The organism is Paraburkholderia sp. Ac-20342, assembly GCF_017104985.1.
Taxonomy (GTDB): Bacteria; Pseudomonadota; Gammaproteobacteria; order Burkholderiales; family Burkholderiaceae; genus Paraburkholderia.
This window is the reverse complement of sequence record NZ_JAAGPQ010000010.1, coordinates 64,422-83,651: the sequence shown is the minus strand read 5'-3', so window position 1 is coordinate 83,651 and position 19,230 is coordinate 64,422. Positions and strand designations below refer to the sequence as shown.

Annotated in this window: 15 protein-coding genes; 4 read left to right on the top strand and 11 right to left on the bottom strand. The window is 65.7% G+C overall.

Annotated elements, in window-relative coordinates; all coding sequences use genetic code 11:
- The first annotated feature begins 107 nt into the window (after positions 1 to 107).
- The 3 genes from G3N58_RS05915 (at position 108) to G3N58_RS05905 (ending at position 3,209) form a co-directional block, all read left to right on the top strand.
- Positions 108 to 1,433 (top strand): ferric reductase-like transmembrane domain-containing protein, encoded by a 1,326-nt coding sequence (locus G3N58_RS05915; RefSeq protein ID WP_205998748.1) that lies wholly within the window; start codon positions 108 to 110, stop codon positions 1,431 to 1,433.
- Positions 1,434 to 1,680: 247 nt separating this feature from the next.
- Positions 1,681 to 2,451 (top strand): hypothetical protein, encoded by a 771-nt coding sequence (locus G3N58_RS05910; protein WP_205998747.1) that lies wholly within the window; start codon positions 1,681 to 1,683, stop codon positions 2,449 to 2,451.
- Between the two features lie 20 nt (positions 2,452 to 2,471).
- Entirely contained in the window at positions 2,472 to 3,209 is a 738-nt protein-coding gene (locus G3N58_RS05905) for a hypothetical protein (RefSeq protein ID WP_205998746.1), read from the top strand.
- A gap of 17 nt (positions 3,210 to 3,226) precedes the next feature.
- Here G3N58_RS05905 and G3N58_RS05900 read toward each other — a convergent pair whose 3' ends face one another.
- The 9 genes from G3N58_RS05900 to G3N58_RS05865 all read right to left on the bottom strand — a co-directional run bounded on the left by G3N58_RS05900 (position 3,227) and on the right by G3N58_RS05865 (position 15,284).
- Positions 3,227 to 3,763 (bottom strand): chromate transporter, encoded by a 537-nt coding sequence (locus G3N58_RS05900; protein ID WP_167042769.1) that lies wholly within the window; start codon positions 3,761 to 3,763, stop codon positions 3,227 to 3,229.
- Between the two features lie 148 nt (positions 3,764 to 3,911).
- On the bottom strand, positions 3,912 to 4,205 hold the full coding sequence (locus G3N58_RS05895; protein WP_167282363.1) for an ABC transporter ATP-binding protein: 294 nt from the start codon (positions 4,203 to 4,205) through the stop codon (positions 3,912 to 3,914).
- 11 nt (positions 4,206 to 4,216) lie between these two features.
- The gene (locus G3N58_RS34585) at positions 4,217 to 4,441 is read right to left on the bottom strand and encodes an RNase A-like domain-containing protein (protein WP_345889848.1); all 225 of its coding nucleotides are present in this window, start codon (positions 4,439 to 4,441) and stop codon (positions 4,217 to 4,219) included.
- 6 nt (positions 4,442 to 4,447) lie between these two features.
- Positions 4,448 to 4,660 carry a hypothetical protein gene (locus G3N58_RS34580; RefSeq protein ID WP_345891036.1) on the bottom strand — a complete coding sequence of 71 codons (213 nt, stop codon included), beginning with the start codon at positions 4,658 to 4,660 and terminating at the stop codon, positions 4,448 to 4,450.
- Positions 4,661 to 5,018: 358 nt separating this feature from the next.
- The gene (locus G3N58_RS05885; protein WP_167042873.1) at positions 5,019 to 5,567 is read right to left on the bottom strand and encodes a chromate transporter; all 549 of its coding nucleotides are present in this window, start codon (positions 5,565 to 5,567) and stop codon (positions 5,019 to 5,021) included.
- A gap of 257 nt (positions 5,568 to 5,824) precedes the next feature.
- A complete protein-coding gene (locus G3N58_RS05880; RefSeq protein ID WP_277396962.1) occupies positions 5,825 to 7,483 on the bottom strand; it encodes an efflux transporter outer membrane subunit in 1,659 nt (552 codons plus the stop codon).
- Positions 7,480 to 10,791 (bottom strand): efflux RND transporter permease subunit, encoded by a 3,312-nt coding sequence (locus G3N58_RS05875; protein ID WP_205989309.1) that lies wholly within the window; start codon positions 10,789 to 10,791, stop codon positions 7,480 to 7,482. The genes G3N58_RS05880 and G3N58_RS05875 overlap by 4 nt, the downstream gene beginning before the upstream one ends.
- Entirely contained in the window at positions 10,788 to 13,949 is a 3,162-nt protein-coding gene (locus tag G3N58_RS05870) for an efflux RND transporter permease subunit (protein ID WP_205998745.1), read from the bottom strand. The genes G3N58_RS05875 and G3N58_RS05870 overlap by 4 nt, the downstream gene beginning before the upstream one ends.
- 15 nt (positions 13,950 to 13,964) lie before the next feature.
- The gene (locus tag G3N58_RS05865; protein ID WP_167042777.1) at positions 13,965 to 15,284 is read right to left on the bottom strand and encodes an efflux RND transporter periplasmic adaptor subunit; all 1,320 of its coding nucleotides are present in this window, start codon (positions 15,282 to 15,284) and stop codon (positions 13,965 to 13,967) included.
- Between the two features lie 520 nt (positions 15,285 to 15,804).
- Between G3N58_RS05865 and G3N58_RS05860 the strand changes: the two genes are divergently transcribed.
- Entirely contained in the window at positions 15,805 to 16,695 is an 891-nt protein-coding gene (locus G3N58_RS05860) for a 2OG-Fe(II) oxygenase (RefSeq protein WP_167282371.1), read from the top strand.
- Between the two features lie 93 nt (positions 16,696 to 16,788).
- On the opposite strand, the gene G3N58_RS05855 is transcribed toward G3N58_RS05860, so the two are convergent.
- A complete protein-coding gene (locus G3N58_RS05855; protein ID WP_167282373.1) occupies positions 16,789 to 17,460 on the bottom strand; it encodes a hypothetical protein in 672 nt (223 codons plus the stop codon).
- 167 nt (positions 17,461 to 17,627) lie between these two features.
- Positions 17,628 to 19,121 (bottom strand): cytochrome c peroxidase, encoded by a 1,494-nt coding sequence (locus tag G3N58_RS05850; RefSeq protein WP_205998744.1) that lies wholly within the window; start codon positions 19,119 to 19,121, stop codon positions 17,628 to 17,630.
- Positions 19,122 to 19,230 lie beyond the last annotated feature (109 nt).

The following is a 19,230-nucleotide window of genomic DNA, read 5'->3' as shown; positions in this document are numbered from 1 at the left end:
TCCGGGCCACGTTCGAGCGCGCCGCGACCCTTTCGCCGCCCGCGCGGTCCGCCCGTTTCTCCCGTTTCGCCGCTCCCATAATTCGCCGCTCCCATAAAGAGGCACTCATGCAGTCTCACGATCTCGCGCGCAAGACCATCTGGTCCGCCATCTATCTGCTGTTCATTCTCGCCCCGCTGTTCGCGCTGCTGGCCGGCACGCTGCCGCCCGCGCGCGGCTTCGGCACCGAGTTCTCGGTGGCGCTCGGCTATTCGGGACTCGCGATGATGGGTCTGCAATTCGGCCTCACCGCGCGCTTTCGTCACGTGACCGAGCCGTGGGGCGAGGACGTCATCTACCATTTTCATCGGCGCGTTTCGCTGCTCGCGGTCGGCCTCGTCGTCGTTCATCCGCTGATCCTGCTCGCGATCGGCTCCGACAAGCTCGCCATGCCCGCATCGCTCGGCGAAGTACCGTGGGGCGCGTGGTTCGCGGTACTGTCGATCGGCGCGGTAATCGTGCTCGTGATTACCGCGCTGTGGCGCAAGCAACTGAAAATCCCCTACGAACTCTGGCATCTGTCGCATATCGCGCTCGCGCTGATCGCGATCTTCGGCGGCGTGCTGCACATGATCGGCTGGGGCTTCTATCTCGCCGATCCGCTCAAGCGCGCGCTGTGGATCGGCATGACGCTGTTCTGGATCGCGCTGCTGCTCTACGTGCGGCTCTTCAAGCCGCTCTTCATGTTGCGTCGGCCTTATCGCATCACCGAAGTACGCAGCGAACGCGGCGACACCACGACGCTCGTCATGCAGCCCGACGGACATGCGGGCTTCCGCTTCAAGCCGGGGCAATTCGGCTGGCTTACCGTATGGGGCAGTCCGTTCAGAATCACCGGCCATCCTTTTTCGTTTTCGTCGAGCGCCGAAGCCGCGCAGGGCCGCGTCGAAATGACAATCCGCAATCTCGGCGACTTCACGAGCCAGGTCAAGACGATCGAGGCCGGCCAGCGCGTCTATCTCGACGGACCGTACGGCGCGTTCACGATCGGCCAGCCGACCGACATGCACGTGCTGATCGCGGGCGGCATCGGCATTACGCCGATGATGAGCATGATCCGCACGCTCGCCGATCGCGGCGACTCACGGCCGCTCGTGCTGCTGTACGGCGGCAGGAACCAGGATTCGCTGACCTTTCGCGAGGAACTCGATGCGCTGCAGGCGCGGCTCGATCTGCGCGTCGTCTACGTGCTGGCGGAGCCGCCCGAGGGCTGGAGCGGCGAGACCGGGCATATCAATGCGGCCATGTTCCGGCGCCATCTGCCGCCGGGCTATGCGGATCACGAGTACTTCATCTGCGGACCGGACCCGATGATGGATGCGATCGAACGCGCGCTCGGCGAGATGGACGTGCCGCGCACGCGCTACCATTCCGAACGCTACAGCTTCGTTTAGGAGACTTGCGATGCGTCGACTCCTGGCCAATCACCTCGTCGTGGCGACGGGCATCGTCGTCGTGGCGCTGTCCTTGCTGTTCGCGTATCTGCGCGCCGGTTAAGCTCGGCAGCTGCGGGGGATACGCATGGGCCGCGCTGTAATACACTGTGCGGTCGAAATCCGGCGCGGCCGTGTGCCACCATGTGTGGCTCAGGCGTCGGCTCATGCGCCCTCGCGCTCCTTCAGGCTCCAAGGTTGAATCGATATGCCCTATTTCTTCGGAATCGGTCTTCACGTCATCATTGCGATTTTTTTCGCCGTCCACGCGATACGCAATGGACAAGGCCTTTACTGGTTGTTCATTCTGTTCGCTTTCCCAATGCTCGGCAGCATCGTCTATTTGTTCGCGATCTATCTGCCGGGTCTGCGGCATTCGCGTGGCGCGCGCGTCGCAACCCAGGCCATTACGCAATTCGTCGACCCGAATCGCGCGCTGCGTGAAGCGCGCGCCGCTTTCGATCGCGCGCCGACCGTACAGCATCGCATGCGGCTCGGCGAGGCCTTGCTCGCGGCCGGCGAGGCGCGCGAGGCACTCGAACATTTCCAGGCGGCGGCAAACGGACCTTTCGCCAACGATCCGGTCTTGCTGCTCGGTCTCGCGCGCTCGCAGTTCGCGCTGCGCGACTACACGGCCGCCGACGCGACGCTGGCGAATCTGTTCTCGGGCAATCCGCAGGCGCGCAATCAGGGCGAGCCGGCGCTGCTGTATGCGCGCACGCTGGCCGCGCTCGGTGCGCCGGGCACGCGCGCCGCCTTCGAGCAGACGCTCACCTGTGCGAGCGATGTCGCGCCGCGCTGCCTGTTCGCGGACTGGCTGGCCACGCAGGCCGACGCCGCCGATCGCCAGCGCGCCGAGAGTCTGTACGCGGAAATCGTTCAGGATGCGCGGCACTGGCCGCGTCACGCGCGGGAACATAACCGCGAGTGGTTGCAGCGCGCGCAGGCCGCGTTGGCAGGCGGCTCGACACGGCAATGAGCGACGCAAGGAGACAGTCGATGAAATGCGCGAGCCGGTCTTTTGCCGCCACTTTTGCTTCGAATACCACGCTGACGGCACTCGTCGCGGCCGCTTTGAGTTGGGGCAGTGCTTCGGCAATCGCCGCGGCAAGCACAGCAATAAACACGACGACAAACGCGAAGCATTTTGCGTGGCCCGCGTCGTTCGTGGTGCTCGGCGATGGCTATCCGCATGCGGGCGATGTATGCCGGCGGCTCGGCGAATCGTCCGCGACCGCGAACTATCTCGACCATACGGCAATGCTCGTCGGCTGTCCGGGCCTGCGCAATAGCGCCGACGTGCATGCGATTCTCGACCATCGACGTGCGCGCGTGGTGGGAGAAGCGGATGGCGTGACGCTGATTTCGATTGCCACCGAGGGCGGTCCCGCCGCCGACGATCGAAGCTGGCCCGCGCAGACGCCGGACAAGGACATGTATTTCAGCACGACCGGCACGCTGCCCTGCGAGCGCGGCGGCGGCAAGACGAAGACCATGTGCAAGTACGGTGTCGTTCGTCATGGCAATCACTCCGCGAGCGTCGTAATCTACTGGCCCGATGGCAATACGCGCGTGATCCTGTTCAACGCGCACGGACGAGTACTCGGCGCGGCCATGAAAGCAGGCGATCGACCGATGCCGGGCAATACGCTGACCCGGAATAACGCCGGCATCAACCTGATTTCGATCGGCGACGAGCGCTATGAAATTGAGGATGCGGTTCTTTCCGGGCGTTGAATCGCGCGCGCCTTAACTCAAAGCAGCCCCGCGAAATGCGCAAGCACGAACACGACCGCGCCGCCCGCAATCAGCACCAAGGCGTTGATGCGCGTTTTCATCACGAGCAGCGTGGCAATCGCGGCCGTAAGCCATGCAATCCAGCCGCCTTCGAGCTGCTCGACCAGCACGTAGACGGCCGCGAGAATCAGGCCCGCCGCAACGGGCCGCAAACCGGCCTGCAAGGCGTTGAGCCAGCGCGCGCCCTCGTGGCGGTTCCACACGTGCACGACCGCGTACATCAGAAACGCGGTCGGCCCGAATAACGCGAGCGTCGCGACGACCGCGCCGCCGAGTCCGCCGACCTGCCAGCCGATCAGCGTCGCGAGCAACGATCCCGGGCCGGGCGCGAGCCGCGCAATCGCGAAGTCGCTGAGGAATTGCGCATGCGTCATCCAGTGATGCACGTCGACGACCTGCCGCTGAATCTCGGCGACGACACCCTGGCCGCCGCCGACGGTCACGATCGACAGCGGAGCAAAAACCGAAAACAGTGCGATGAGCGTTCTGGACACGTGATGGGTTCTTCTTAAGTTTGACTGCCCGAGCTGCGGCTAACGCCATGACGTTATACCTATCTCGCCAGCCCCTTATGAAGCGGGGGCCTGCGAGATAAGGGTGCCTGGTTGCCGCGGCCCTTCCGTGCCCGCGGCAACCGGCGGATTATTGCTCACTCAGAAGGTGTTTCAATTCTTCGAGAAACGAAGCAGTTGTATGGCCCCATAACATCGGGTCAAAATCCTGTCCGTAATCCTTTTCAAATGCAGAATCCAGATCATTCGGGTGCTCGCTTATGAACGAGTCTATCTCGCGGATCATTTCGAGGTGATTTTCCCGTGGGCAGTCCCTTCTGTAGCACGAAACAATCTCCGGAATCGTGTCTCCCCATAAATCAGAATCCTGATTAAAGTATGCGCCAAACAACTGATACAGGTTCGGGTAGCGATCCGACAGCATAACTTTTTCCTTCATCCGACGTAAGCTGTGAGAATGTAGTATGGCATTCCATTGCAGGTTTGATATTTCAGCACAACGACAACCTCATTCATCCGTGTCAGTTTTCCTGTCTGCCTCTCTATTCCATAGCCGACATCACCCGCAACGTGCTGCATCAGTGTGAGGGGACCACCACTACCTGAAGACTTCGCCCAATTCTGGACTTGTGTCGTGTGGACGCGCACTACTTCTGATATTGCCCATTATCCCGCCTTGCTCGCCATGGTCGGTTCGGGCAGCACGCAGAGCGCCCCAGCCCCGACCATTTCCAGCACGCCACCCACGATCTGAAGACCGCCCCAGATCCGATTGAAAGACATCTCCGACTGGCTGATCGACTGGCGAGCCAGTACCGCAGCCAATTGCGGCGCACTGAGCACCACGCGCACGCCGTCGGAATCCTGTTGATCCAACATTCCGAATTCCTCTGTCATTGTTTGGGCTGCCAAGCTAACAGGTGCCTACAGCGATATGGAATGGGCGATGGATGATTTTGGGGTTCCGCTGGACAACGAAATGTCAACATTTGTGTACGCTGGAATACCCATCGTGCCTCGCAAAAGCGACAGAAAACACGGCGTCAGGACCATTTGCTATGGCTTGCCGCCTGCGATGGACTTTGCCGCAGACATCAAGGCATACGCGCGAAGCGGATTGCAAACGTGGAGCACGAACAGCTTACAAACGCTGCACCATGTCATTGAAAGTCAACCGGCTATTTCGATGCCACGGCACAGCAGACACATTGTGTATAACGACACGGCCTACTACCACTCACGGCTCACGATCCATGACTCGCGCAGCGCGCACATATTCATAGCCGATGCTGATCGCGCCGCCGATCAGCACGGTCCACACAAGCGACACGCGAAACAGCGCGACAGCCGCGAACGTCGCGACCAGAACGAGATAGGGGAACACGCGGCGCGGCAGACGGTGCGCCGCCGTAATCGCCATCGACAGCGACAAGCCGATCGCGCCGGCTGCCGCACCCGCGAGCGCGACATGCGTGAGCGGAAACGAGGCGATGGCCGCGAAGAACACGCCGAGCAGAACGATCACCACGGCGGGCGGCAGGATGATGCCGCAGAACCCCGCAATCGCGCCGCGCCAGCCGAACAGGCGATAGCCGACCCAGATCGCCAGATTCTTCACGTTGACGCCCGGCAACGCCTGCGACAGCGCGAGGCCGTTGAGGAATTCGTCCTCGCTGATCAGGTGGCGGTCGTGCACGAACTCGCGCAGGAACCAGCCGCTCAGGCCGCCGCCAAAACTCGTCAGACCGATGCGCGCAAAAATCATGAACAGCCCGAGCACGGTCATATTGCCGGACGGCGGTTCGCCGGGTTGCGCCGCCAGCTCGCCGCGCGGTGCGGCCGGGTCGCGGCTGTCGTTCTCGTCGACTTCGTGCTCGTTGGTGCCTGCCACGCCTGTTTCTCCTTGTGTGATGCTGCGTATGTCTTCGTATGCCGTCATGTGCCTTCGTATAAGACAAGCCGCGCATGATATCCGCAACGGCGCGCGGCCTTTTGTCGTGTCGTGTTACCGGCAGACGGGCCAACCCGCCCGTGGATGCACCGTCATGGCGGATTCGCGCCACCGTTGCTCACGGCAGCGGATGCAGCCGCAGCAGCAGAGGAAACCGCCGCCGCAGAAGCCGCCCCCGCCTCCCCGCTTTGCGCCGCCGCGCGCGCACTCCCGCCACGCGGGTCATGCAACTGATCCGCCGACCACCCGCCCCCTAGATCGCCGAACAACGACGCTGCATGCAACAGCCGCGACTCCTGCACGTTCAACGCGGTCTGCTGCGTGCTCAGTTGCGTGGCCTGCGCGGTCGCGACCGTCGTGTAGTCGACGGTGCCGGCCTGGTACTCGTTGAAGGCGATCTCCGCGCCACGGTTCGCGTCGCGCACGGCCGCTTCGAGCACGTCGGCCTGCTCCGCGAGAATGCGCAAGCCGGACAGATCGTCCTCGACGTTCTGGAACGCGGTCAGCACCGTGCCGCGATAGCTGGCCACGGCCGAATCGTAGGCCGCTTTCGCCGCATCGACGTCGGCGCTGCGCAGGCCACCGTCGAACAGCGTTTCGCTCGCGCTGGCGCCGAGCGACCACACGTAGTTCGCCACCTTGAGCAGACCGGCCAGCGGCGACTGCGTGAAACCGGCCGCGCCCGAGAGCGAAATCTCCGGGTAATACGCGGACACCGCGACGCCGATCGCCGCGTTCTGCGCGGCCATCTTGCGCTCGGCCGCGGCGATGTCGGGCCGGCGTTCGAGCAGCGTCGACGGCACGCCGACCGGCACCGACGGCAGCACCGGCATCGCGGGATCGTGAGCGATCGACAGTTCTTCCGGGTTCTTGCCGACCAGCACCGCAATCGCATGCGCGTACTGCGCGCGCGCAACGCCGAGCGCGATCAGATCGGACTTCGCGGTATTGAGCTGCGTGCGCGCGGTAATCACGTCGCTCGGCGCAATCGTGCCCGCGCGGTCCTGCTCGGTGACGACGTCGAGAAAGTGCTGATACGCGACGACGGTCTGCTGCAACAGGTCGATGTTCGCGTCGCTCGTGCGCAGTTCGATGATCGCGGTCGCGAGCGCCACCTGCTCGGAGAGCGTCGCGTTCGCGAGGGTCGCTTCGGTGGCCTGGGCGTTCGCCGCGTTCTCCTCGACCGTGCGGCGCACCTGGCCCCACAGGTCCGGCGCCCAGCTGACGTTGCCTTCGAGCGAGCCCGCGTTGGCGATGCGCGTCGCCGTGCCGTTCAGCGTCGTGGCCGAGGCGCGCTCGCGCGTGGCCGAGCCGGTCGCGCCGAGCGTCGGGAACAGGCTCGCGTGCGCGGCGCGCACTTCGGCAAGCGCCTCCTGGTAGTTCGCGTAGTCCGCGCGCACGGTCTGGTTCGATACCGCGACAAGCGGTTCGAGTTCGTCGATCAGCGGATCGTTGAACGCGGTCCACCACGTACCCTTCGGCGCGCCCGCGCTGGGCTCGGCCTGGGTCCAGCCCGGCAGTTCGGCATAGGTAGCGGGCACGCGCACCTGCGGCCGGTGATAGTCGGGGCCGACCATGCAGCCGGCATTCAGCAGCGCGAGCAGCGTAACGGCGAGCGTCGCGGCGGACGGCCAACGCCATGAACCGGCGCGGCCGACATCGCCGCCACGGGCCAAAGCACGGCTCGCGCTACGCGCACGCTGCGCCGAATCCCGCGCACCCAAACGTGTGATGAAAATCTTCATGGTCATGCCTTCGTATCCGGTTGCCCCGGCTTCGCGTCGCGGTTCCAGCGCAGGCCGTCGGACCATCTGACGAGCCGCGCGCGCAGGCGGTCGAGGTACAGATAGATCACCGGCGTCGTGTACAGCGTAAACACCTGGCTCAGGAGCAGGCCGCCCATCACCGTGATACCGAGCGGCTGACGCAGCGAGCCGCCCTGGCCCATGCCGACCGCGAGCGGCACCGCGCCGAGCACGGCCGCGAACGTCGTCATCATGATCGGCCGCAGGCGGATCAGCGCGGCCGCGTGAATCGCGTCGCGCGCGGGCATGCGCTCCTGGCGCTGCAACTGGATCGCGACGTCGACCATCATGATGCCGTTCTTCTTGACGATGCCGATCAGCAGAATGATGCCGATCAGCGCGATCACCGAGAACGGCGTGTTGAAGATCAGCAAGGCGAGCGTCGCGCCGATGCCCGCCGACGGCAGCGTCGAGAGAATCGTCAGCGGATGGATCGAGCTTTCGTACAGCACGCCGAGCACGATATACACGACGCCGAGCGCCGCGATCACGAGCAGCGGCACCGTGCCGACCGACTGCGAATAGGCCGCCGCCGCGCCCGCGAACGCGCCGTGAATGCTCGCGGGCATGCCGATCTCGCGGCTCGTGCTCTCGATCGTCTGCCCCGCCTGGCTCAGCGAACCGCCGGGCGGCAGGTTGAACGAGATCGTCGCGGCCACGAGGCCGCTCTGGTGATTCACCTGGGTCGCCGTGTGGCTGTTCGAATACGAGGCCATCGCCGAGAGCGGCACCATCGTTTCGGCGGCCGTGCTGTCCGCGCTGCCGGTCGAACTGCCGCCCTTGCTGTTGGCGATGCTGTTGTTCGTCGCGTTCGACTGCGCATTCGCATTGCGCGCGTTGGTGTTGGATGAGGCGCTGCCGCTCTGCGCGCTCGCCGCCGACACCGTGGCGCCCGGCATCTGCGTGGCGGCCGTGCCGGCCGGGTTGCCCGAGGCCGTGCTCAGATAGATATGGTCGAGCGCCTGCGGATACTGCCAGTACTCGGGCGCGACTTCCATCACGACGAAGTACTGGTTGAGCGGGTTGTAGATCGTCGACACGGTGCGCTGGCCGAACGCGTCGTACAGCACGTTGTCGACCTGGTTCGGCGCGAAGCCGTAGCGCGCCGCCGTCGCGCGATTGATCTTCACATAGGTTTGCAGGCCGTTCTGCTGCAGGTCCGAGTTCACGTCGAGTAGTTGTCCATGCGTCTTCGCGAGCGCGGTGACGAGCTTCGGCGTCCACTTGAAGAGCGCCGCGGAATCGTCGCTCGTCAGCGTGTACTGATACTCGGCCGCCGACTGCCGGCCGCCGATACGCAAGTCCTGCTGCGCCTGCAGGAAGAGCCGCGCGCCCGACACTTCGTTGAGCTTCGGCCGCAGCCGGTTCACGACCTCGGTGGCCGTCGCGTGGCGCTCCGACAGCGGCTTCAGTTCGATGAACACGTTCGCGCTATTGAGCGCGCGGCCGCCCGTGAAGCCCGCGACCGACAGCACCGCCGGGTCCTTCTGCACGATCGCCTGCAACTGCGCGAGCTTCTTCTGCATGGCCGGGAACGAGATGCTCTGGTCGGCGATGATCTGGCCGATCAGGATGCCGGTGTCCTGCTCGGGAAAGAAGGTGGCCGGCACCAGTTTCAGCAGGAACACGTTGCCGATCAGCAGCGCGAACAGCAGCAGGATGACGAGCCGCGCATGATCGAGCACGGCCGTCAGCGAGCGAGCGTAGAGCGCCTTGAAGCGCTCGAATTGCCGTTCGATCCACCGCGCCCAGCGCGCTTTCGAATGGCCGGCGTTCTCGCGGCTCAGCACGTACGCGCACATCGCGGGCGTGACCGTCAGCGAGATCACGAGCGAGATGACGATCGCGATCGACAGCGTGATCGCAAACTCGTGGAACATCAGCCCGACGATGCCCGGAAACAGGATGATCGGCAGAAACACCGCGATCAGCGAAAGGCTCATCGAGATCACCGTGAAGCCGACCTCGCCCGCGCCCTTCAGCGCGGCCTCTTTCGGACTCAGCCCCAGCTCCATATGGCGCACGACGTTTTCGAGCACGACGACCGCGTCGTCGACGACGAAGCCGGTGCCGATCGTCAGCGCCATCAGCGAGAGATTGTCGATGCTATAGCCGAGCAGATACATCGGCCCGAAGCTGCCGATGATCGACAGCGGCAGCGCCACGGCCGGCACCAGCGTCGCGCGCGGCGACTGCAGGAAGATAAACACGACGCCGACCACCAGCAGCATCGCGATGAACAGGGTGCGCTCGGTATCGCCGACCGACGACGTGACCGACTCCGAGCGATCGATCGCGACGCCCACGTGCACGCTGCTCGGCAACGTCGCCTCGATCGACGGCAGCACGCTGCGGATCTGCCGCACGGTGCTCACGACGTTGCTGCCCGGCATCGGATAGACGATCACGAGAATCGCCGACTTGCCGTTGAAGAGCCCCGCATTGCGGATGTTTTCGTTCGAGTCGCGCACCTCGGCGACGTCGCGCAACTGCACCGGCGCGCCGTCGCGATAGGCGACCACGAGGTCGCGATACGGCGCCGCCTTCGTGATCTGATCGTTCGACGTGACGACATAGCGCTGAGCGCCGACGTCGAGATGGCCCTTGGCGCTGTCGGCATTGGCCGCGCTGATCGCCGCGCGCACGTCTTCCATGCCGATGCCGTAGCTGTTGAGCTTGCCCGGCTGCAACTCGACGCGCACGCTCGGCAACGCGCCGCCGCCGAGCGTGATCTGGCCGACGCCCTGTACCTGCGAGAGCTGCTGCTGGATCACCGAATCGGCGGAATCGTAAAGCTGCGCCTTGGTCAGCGTGTCCGAAGTCAGCGACAGCACCATGATCGGCGCGTCGGCCGGGTTGTACTGGCGATAGCTCGGATTGCTGCGCAAGGTGGTCGGCAGATCGGCGCGCGCGGCCTGGATCGCCGCTTCGACGTCGCGCGCCGCGCCGTTGATGTCGCGCTTCAGGCCGAACTCGACGACGATCAGCGACGAGCCGACGTAGTTGATCGAGGTCAGCTCCTCGACGTCGGCCATCGTCGCGAGCCGCCTCTCGAGCGGCTCGGCCACCGTCGCCGCCATGATGTCCGGGCTCGCGCCCGCCATGTTCGCCTGCACGACGATCACCGGAAACGCGATGTTCGGCAGCGGCGCGACCGGCAGGCGGAAATACGCGAGCGTGCCGGAGATCAGGATCGCGATGGCGAGCAGCGTGGTCGCCACCGGCCGCCGGATGAAGAGCGCCGGGATGTTCACGGCGCGCCCTCGGTGCCGCCCGCGGGCGGCGGCTCACCGGACTCGCTGCCGTCGTTGCCGCCGCGCGGGTTGCGCGCGGCGCGCCAGCGCTTCACGCGCGCCGCCATGCGGTCGAAGAACAGATAGATCACCGGCGTGGTGAACAGCGTCAGCATCTGGCTCAGCGTCAGGCCGCCGATGATCGCGAGACCGAGCGGCCGGCGCAGTTCCGACCCCGTGCCGGTGCCGAGCAGCATCGGCAGCGCGCCGAGCATCGCCGCGAGCGTGGTCATCAAGATCGGGCGGAAGCGCAGCAGCGACGCCTGGAAAATCGCCTCGCGCGGCGGCTTGCCGTGATTGCGTTCGGCGTCGAGCGCGAAGTCCACCATCATGATCGCGTTCTTCTTGACGATGCCGATCAGCAGCACGATGCCGATGATGCCGATCACGTCGAGATCGCTGCCCGCGAGCATCAGCGCGAGCAAGGCGCCGATGCCGGCCGAGGGCAGCGTCGAGAGAATCGTGACCGGATGGATGAAGCTCTCGTACAGCACGCCGAGCACGATATACACGGCGACGAGCGCCGCGATCAGCAGATAGACTTCGCTGGAAAGCGAATCCTCGAACGCGGCGGTTGCGCCTTGCAGCGACGAGGTGATCGACGGCGGCAGGTTCACGGCCTGCTCGGCCGCGTGAATCTCCTTGACCGCCGTGCTCAGCGAGGCGCCCTTCGCGAGATTGAACGAGATCGTCACCGAGGGGAACTGCGCGAGATGGCTGATGACGAGCGGCGACTTTTTGATCTCGATCTTCGCGATGCCCGACAACGGCACCTGCCCCGTGCTGCTGGTCTGACTCGGCAGATAGAGATTGCCGAGCGACTGCACGCTCGGCAGCGTCTCCGGCTTGGCGACGAGAATCACGCGGTACTGGTTCGACTGCTCGAAGATCGTCGACACGATGCGCTGGCCGAGCGCGTCGTACAGCGCGTTGTCGATCGTTGCGGGCGTGATGCCGAAGCGCGCGGCCAGTTGCCGGTTGACCTCGACGTTCACGCTGAGGCCGTCGCTATTGAGGTCGCTCTGCACGTCTTCGAGAGACGCAATGCGCTTCAGCCGCGCGACGAGGTCCGGCACGTACTGCTGGAACGCCTGCTGGCTCGGTCCGCGCAATACGAAGCTGTACTGGTTCGGCGAGACGGTCGTATCGAGCGTCAGGTCCTGCTCGGGCTGCATGTAGAGCTTCACGCCGGGCACCTGCGCGACTTCCTGCGCGAGCCGCCGCGCGACTTCCTGCGCGGTGTCGGAACGCTGGTCGCGATCGCGCAGATTGATCAGGAAGCGGCCGTTGTTGAGCGTCGCATTGATGCCGTCGATGCCGACGTACGAGGTCAGCGAAACCACGTCCGGGTCCTTCAGGATCGCCTCGGCGAGCGCGCTCTGGCGCTTGACCATCGCCGAGTACGAAACCGAGTTGTCGGCCACGCTGATGCCCTGGATCACGCCGACGTCCTGCACCGGGAACAGGCCCTTCGGAATCACCACGTACAGGAGGCCGGTCAGCACGACGGTGCCGATCGCGACCATCAGCGTCAGCGTCTGGTGATCGAGCACCCACGCGAGGCCGCGCTCGTAGGCGGCGAGCGTCTTGTCGAACAGGCCCTCGCTGATGCGCTCGAAGCGGCTCGGATGCCGCTCGGCCTGCGCGCGCAGCATGCGCGCGCACAGCATCGGCACGACCGTCAGCGAGACGATGGCCGAGATCACGATCGTGACCGCGAGCGTCACCGCGAATTCGCTGAACAGGCGCCCGATCACGCCGCCCATGAACAGCAGCGGAATCAGCACTGCGATCAGCGAAACGGTCAGCGAGAGAATCGTGAAGCCGATCTGCCCCGCGCCTTCGAGCGCGGCTTCGAGCGGCGTCATGCCCTCTTCCAGATAGCGCACGATGTTCTCGATCATCACGATCGAGTCGTCGACCACGAAGCCGGTCGCGATGATGAGCGCCATCAGCGAGAGGTTGTCGATCGAGTAGTTCAGCTGGTACATCACGGCCAGCGTGCCGATCAGCGAGACCGGCACCGAGACGCTCGGAATCAGCGTGGCGGGCACGTTGCGCAGGAACACGAAGATCACCGCGACCACCAGCACGATCGCGAGAATCAGCTCGAACGCGGCGTCCGCGACCGAGGCGCGAATCACGCCGGTGCTGTCCGACACCACGGTCACTTTCATGCCGGCCGGCAGCGTCGATTCGAGCTGCGGCAACTCCTTCATGATCTGGTTGACGGTCGCGATCACGTTCGCGCCCGGTTGCCGCTGCACGTTCAGCACGATCGCGGGCGAGCCGTTGTACCACGCGCCGCGCTCGACGTCCTGCGGCGCCTGGCTCACGCGCGCGACGTCGCGCAGGAACACCGGCGAGCCGTTCTGATACGCGATCACCGTGTCGAGATAGTCCTTCGGATCGGTGATCTGGTCGTTGCCGTTGATCGTGTAGTCGAGGTCCGGGCCGTCGAAATTGCCCTTCGGCTGGCTCACGTTGACGTAGCTGAGCAGCGTGCGCAGATCGTCGATATTGAGGCCGTAGGCGGCGAGCTTGTGCGGGTCCGCCTCGACGCGGATCGCCGGCACGTTGCCGCCGCTCGTCGTCACGACGCCGACGCCCGAGACTTCCGAAATCTTCGTGCCGAGGCGGTTGTTGGCGACGTCCTGCAACTGCGTCAGCGACATCGACTTCGAGGTGACCGCGAGCGTGAGGATCGGCTGGTCGGCCGGATTGACCTTCGCGTAAGTCGGCGGTGCGGGCAGGCCCGAGGGCAGATAGCTGTTCGACGCGTTGATCGCCTGCTGCACGTTCTGCTCGGCGATGTCGAGGTTCAGCGAGAGATCGAACTGCAGCGTAATGACCGAGGCGCCGTCCGAGCTATACGAGGTCATCTGCTGCAAGCCGGGAATTTCGCCGAGCTGCACTTCGAGCGGCGCGGTGACGGTGGTCGCCATCACGCTCGGGCTCGCGCCCGGATAGAAGGTCTGCACCTGGATCGTCGGATAGTCGACGTTCGGCAGCGACGAGACCGGCAGCACGCGCATCGCGACGAGCCCGACGAGCACGAGCGCGATCATCAGCAGCAGCGTCGCGACCGGTCGGAGAATGAAGAGGCGCGAGATGTTCATCGGCGCGGCGGTCCGTTACGACGAAGCGGCGGATGACGACGCCGGCGCAGCGGGCTTCGCGGCAGGCGGAAAAACGCGCTGCAGGAGGCGCTTGAAGCCGCTCTCCGAAGCGGCCTCGGGCTTCGCCGCCGCACCGCCCATGCCACCCTCGCCAGCCGCGCCGCTCGCGCCGTTCACACCCGCCGCCGCGGGCTTCGCATGGGCCGGCTCGATCTTCGCGCCGTCGCTGAGCCGGTCGGTGCCGTCCGTCACGACCTGGTTGCCCGCCGCGAGGCCGGAGAGGATCACCGTATTCCTGCCGTCGCTCGGGCCGAGCTTCACCTTGTGCACCGACACCGTGCCGTTCGCATTGACCAGATACACGTAGTCGCCCGGCGCGCCGGTCTGCACCGCGGCGGTCGGCACGAGCACGGCGTTGCTCATCGTATCGACGAGCAGCTTCACGTTGACGAACTCGTTCGGGAACAGCGCCTCGTCATCGTTGGCGAAGGTGGCCCGCAAGGTCACGGTGCCGGTCGCGGTCGCCATCTGGTTGCTGATCGCGTAGAGCGTGCCGGTGGCGATCTCGCGCGCGTTGTCGCTCGAATACGCGGTGACCGGTAATTTCGCGCCGCTGTTCATGCGCTGCACGATCGAGGCAAGCGCGTCCTGCGGCACCGTGAACTGCACCGTGGTCGGCTTGACCGCCGTGATGACGACGATCCCCGTCGACGACGACGCGGTCACGTAGTTGCCCGGATCGACGAGGCGCAGGCCGACCTTGCCGGCGATCGGCGCGGTGATGCGGCAATAGGCGAGATCGAGATCGAATTGCGCGATGTTGGCGAGATCGGCCTGCACGGCCGCCTCGTCCTGCTGCACGAGGAACTGCTGATCGGCGAAGGTCTGCTGCGCGATCGACTTGCGCTCGTTCAACTGCGTGTAGCGCGCGAGATCGGCGCGCGCCTGGGCGAGCGAGGCGCGGTCCTTGGCGAGCGTCGCCTGCGCCTGCTGCTTGCTGATCTGGTACTGGCGCGGATCGATCTGCGCGAGGAACTGGCCCTTCTGCACTTCCTGGCCTTCGTGATAGCCGACCTCGGTCAGGTAGCCGCTCAGTTGCGGCAGCACGGTCACGGTGGCGGTGGGCGTCACCGTGCCGAGCTCGCTCAGCGTGACCGGCATCGAGCCGAGCGTCGCGCTCGCGACCGTAACGACGATGGCCGTGTTCTCGCGCGCGGGCTTCTTGCGCGTCAGCACATGCATCGCAACCAGCGCGATCAGCACGAGCACGATCGCCACGAAGATGACGAGCCCGCGTCGGGAGCGCTTCGGCGGCGGGGACACGGCTTCGCTCATGTTGATCTCCGTGGACGGATAGTAGCGTCGATGATCGGTGGAAACGTCGTCCTCTGATGGGACTGCGCAAAAGTGCCATGGTTTGCGCGCGTTGTCATCAGTCGAAGTCCTCTGGACGTGCTGTTATCTGAACGTAAGGAAGCGGGGCCGTGCTTGGGACCGCGTATCGGGCCGCGTATCGAGGCGCCAACGGCACGCAAGCGCGATGCCCGCATGGCGCCAATGTAGCCGGGCTGCCGAACGCTTGAGTTACAGCGGTGCAACAGTTGACGCGGTGAAAGGCAACGCGGCCCCGCGCGGCGCCCGGACAGGCGGGCTCGGGGCCGCGTGGAAGGGGATCGATCGGCCATGGCCGGCCGCGCGCGGCTGCAATATGCGGTAACGAAAACGGCCGGGCCGCCCCGGCAGGACCCGCTCCGCTGTCTAAAGCGCGTCACAATCGACCGCTATCATGCGAGCCCGGCTTCTTTCCCGCCTCTTTCCGCGACATAACCCTCCAGGCCGCGCGCCTGTCACCCCGATGTCCATCACCGTCAATTTTCCCGCCGAAGTGCGCGACTGGATCGCCGCCAATCTCACGCGCGGCGTCGCGCCGCAAGCGATCGTCAACGAGCTGGTCAGCCGCAACAACGCGGCCGAACTCGCGGCGGCGATGGTCAACGCCGTGTCCGCCGCGTTCCTCTACGGCACGCCGATGCCGGGCGACAAGCTCGAAGTGGGCGCCGCGCCGCTCAGCTACGAAGCCGAACCGCTGCGCGTGCGCGACGGCGCGCAGCTTCAGCTCGGCGAGCGCAAGGTGCGCGTGCTGTCGCGCCTGCAACGGCCCGCCGCCGTGCATCTCGCCAACTTTCTGAGCGCCGACGAATGCGAGCAGCTGATTGCGCTCGCGCGGCCGCGCCTCGACCGCTCGACCGTCGTCGATCCGGTGACGGGCCGCAACGTCGTGGCCGGTCATCGCAGCAGCTACGGGATGTTTTTCCGCCTCGCCGAGACGCCGCTGATCGCGCGCCTCGAAGCGCGCATCGCCGAACTCACGGGCCTGCCGGCCGAGAACGGCGAGGGGCTGCAAATGCTGAACTACGAGGAAGGCGCCGAATCGACGCCGCACGTCGACTATCTGATCGCGGGCAACGAGGCGAATCGCGAGTCGATCGCGCGCAGCGGCCAGCGCGTCGGCACGCTGCTGATGTATCTGAACGACGTGGAAGACGGCGGCGAAACGGTGTTCCCGCAGATCGGCTGGTCGGTGACGCCGCAGCGCGGTCACGCGCTCTACTTCGAATACGGCAACCGCTTCGGCCTTGCCGATCCGAGTTCGCTGCATGCGAGCACGCCGCTGCGCTCGGGCGAGAAGTGGGTCGCGACGAAATGGCTGCGCGCGCGCCGCTTCGTGCCGCGCCAGCAGGCCTGAGCGCCGGGCGCACCTGAGCGTTTCAGGTTCGAGGCACCCCAGGTGCCGGGCAGCGCGCCCGGCCCGCACGTTGCGCCGCCTGCGCGTTCCGCTTCAGCGCTGGAAAATCTCGTCGGCGACCCAGCCCTTCGAGGTCAGGTGCATGCCCTCGCGCAACTGCATCGTGCCCGCGCCTTCGATCACACGCTTGACCATCGGAAACACGCGCTGCGCGTCGGCGTCCTTCGCCCACGGCGCCGGCTCGACCTTGTACGTGTAGACCACCGACGTGACGGTCTTGCCGTCGAGCTGCATCGGCCGCTCCCAGCCCACGACCTTGTCGAGCGTCAGCGTGGCCGCGCAGAAGTCGGCCGGATGCGTGACGCGCGACGTGCCGGTCGCGACCACTTCCGGAATGTGCAGGTAGTACTTCTTGCCTTCGTCGGTCAGTTCGTACTGGCGCGCGGCCGCGGTGATCTTCTTGCCGCCGGCGTCGACGCGCTCGACCATCATGTCCTTGCCCTTCACGAGGCCGAGCTTTTCGAGCACCGGCATCTGCACGGCGTCGCGCGTGCCCGCGGCGCGATCGTCGGTGGTGGTGTAGATCGGCCAGTCGTATTTGGCGAGGCACAGGTGACCGCGTTGGCCGAGGAAATCGTTGATGGCGGCCGTGAAGTTTTCCTGATTGGCGTCCTGGCTCTTGTCATGGCAGCCGGCGACGAAGGTCAGGGCAAACAGGGAAAGCGCGCCGCCGGCAAGGCGGACGGCGGTGGTACGTCGCGTCATGGTGTTGTTGCTCAGGTTGGATGGCTTATTGAACGGCTAGGTGCGGCAGGCGGCAGGCGATGCGCGCGCGGCAGCGGTGCCGGCGGTCCGAGGCACGACGGCCCGAACGCCGGCGCGCGGCCGCTCCACGAGAAGCCGGCCGCGCGCGGATCGTCATCGATGCGTCGTCAGTTCACGCATGCGCCGCTCGTGGGGGGCGTGGCGGGCGGCTGATAGCCGTCCGTCAGCGTGTTCAGGAAGCAGACCAGATCGGCGATGTTCTGCTGCGTCAACTGCGGCGTCGAGTGGACCGGGCGGGCCAGCGCGCCGTCCGCCGAGGTCGTGCCGCCCGCGTCGGTTTGCCCCTGGCCCATCGGCAGCTCTTCGTCGATGTTGCCCTGGTAGGCGACCGGCAGATCGTTGAACGGCGTCGCCGTCGCCCCCGATGCGGCGCTCGGGAACAGCGCGAACGACGGGTTCTGCACCATGTGGGTCGTATCGCCGCCGGTGCTCGGATACCAGTATTCCGGGTTCGTGTCGCGCGTGTTGTAGAAGTTCAGCACCTGCACGAGCGAATGGAACACGCCGTTGTGGAAGAACGCGGTGCGCGTCGAAACGTTGCGCAGCGTCGGCACCTTGAAGCGGCCGCAATACGGATCGGGCACGTTGACGCCCGTGAACGAATCCGGTCCCGCGCCGCTCGTCGCGGTGCCGGGCGTGTGGAGGTTGTTCAGCGGACCGCACAGACCCAGGTCGTAGTACGAGGTCGTCGCGTTGCTCGGGATCGGGTCGGGGTTATCGGGAATCTGCGTGTCGTTGCGCGGCACGCCGATCGCCTGATACGTGAAGTCCGTCATCAGACCGACCGAGCCGTTGAAGTTCGCGCCCGCGTAGTGGCAGGCCACGCAGCCGGCGCCCTTGTCGGTGTCGTTGAAGAGTTCAAGGCCGCGCAGCTCGGCCGCCGTCAACGTGCCGCCCACCTTGTTCGATTCGAACAGATCGAACTTGCTCGAATACGGCGCGAAGCTCGGGTCTTCCGTCTCGTAGGCCTGGATCGCGAGGCCGACGTCGGCGAACGCGGCGTCGGTGTTGGCGAACACGCCCGAGCCGAAGGCCTGCTGGAACAGCGGCGCATACGAGGCGCCCTGCACGACCTTGACCACGTTCGCGGCCGACGTGTTGTTCATTTCGAGCGGATTGAGCAGCGGCAGCGAGACCTGGGTCGCCAGCGTCGTCGCGCGGCCGTCCCACATAAAGCCGCCGCCCGGCGCGTTCTGCGTGATGCCGTCGGGATTGTCGGCGACGTCGTTGTACGGCGGCGTCATCGACTTGTAGCGCAGCGAGGGCACCGCGCGCTGACCGGCCAGCGAAGGATCGGAGCCGAGCTGCACCGACAGGCTGTTCGGCGGTCCGTACGCGTACTGCGGACTATGGCAGGTCGCGCAGGACATGTTCTTGCCGCCCGACAGATTCTGATCGAAGAACAGTTGCTTGCCGACCTGGGCCGCCGCGCTCAGCGTGACGGCGGCGGGCGGCGCAACGCTACCCGTTTCGCCGCCGCCCGGCGCCGAGGTCTGGCTCGATCCGTTGCCGCCGTTGCTGCCGCTATCGCTGCCCCCGCCGCCGCAGGCGGCCAATACGAGGGAAAGCGCGCAAAGCACGCCGAGAGAAACTTTTCGCATATCGATGTGTTGAGCCTGATCGTGTTACCTGAGTCCGATTGCCGGGCGGTCCTGGCTTGGTCCGTGGAAGGACCTGGCTGAGTGCGCGTACGACTTAAGGCCGCGTGGA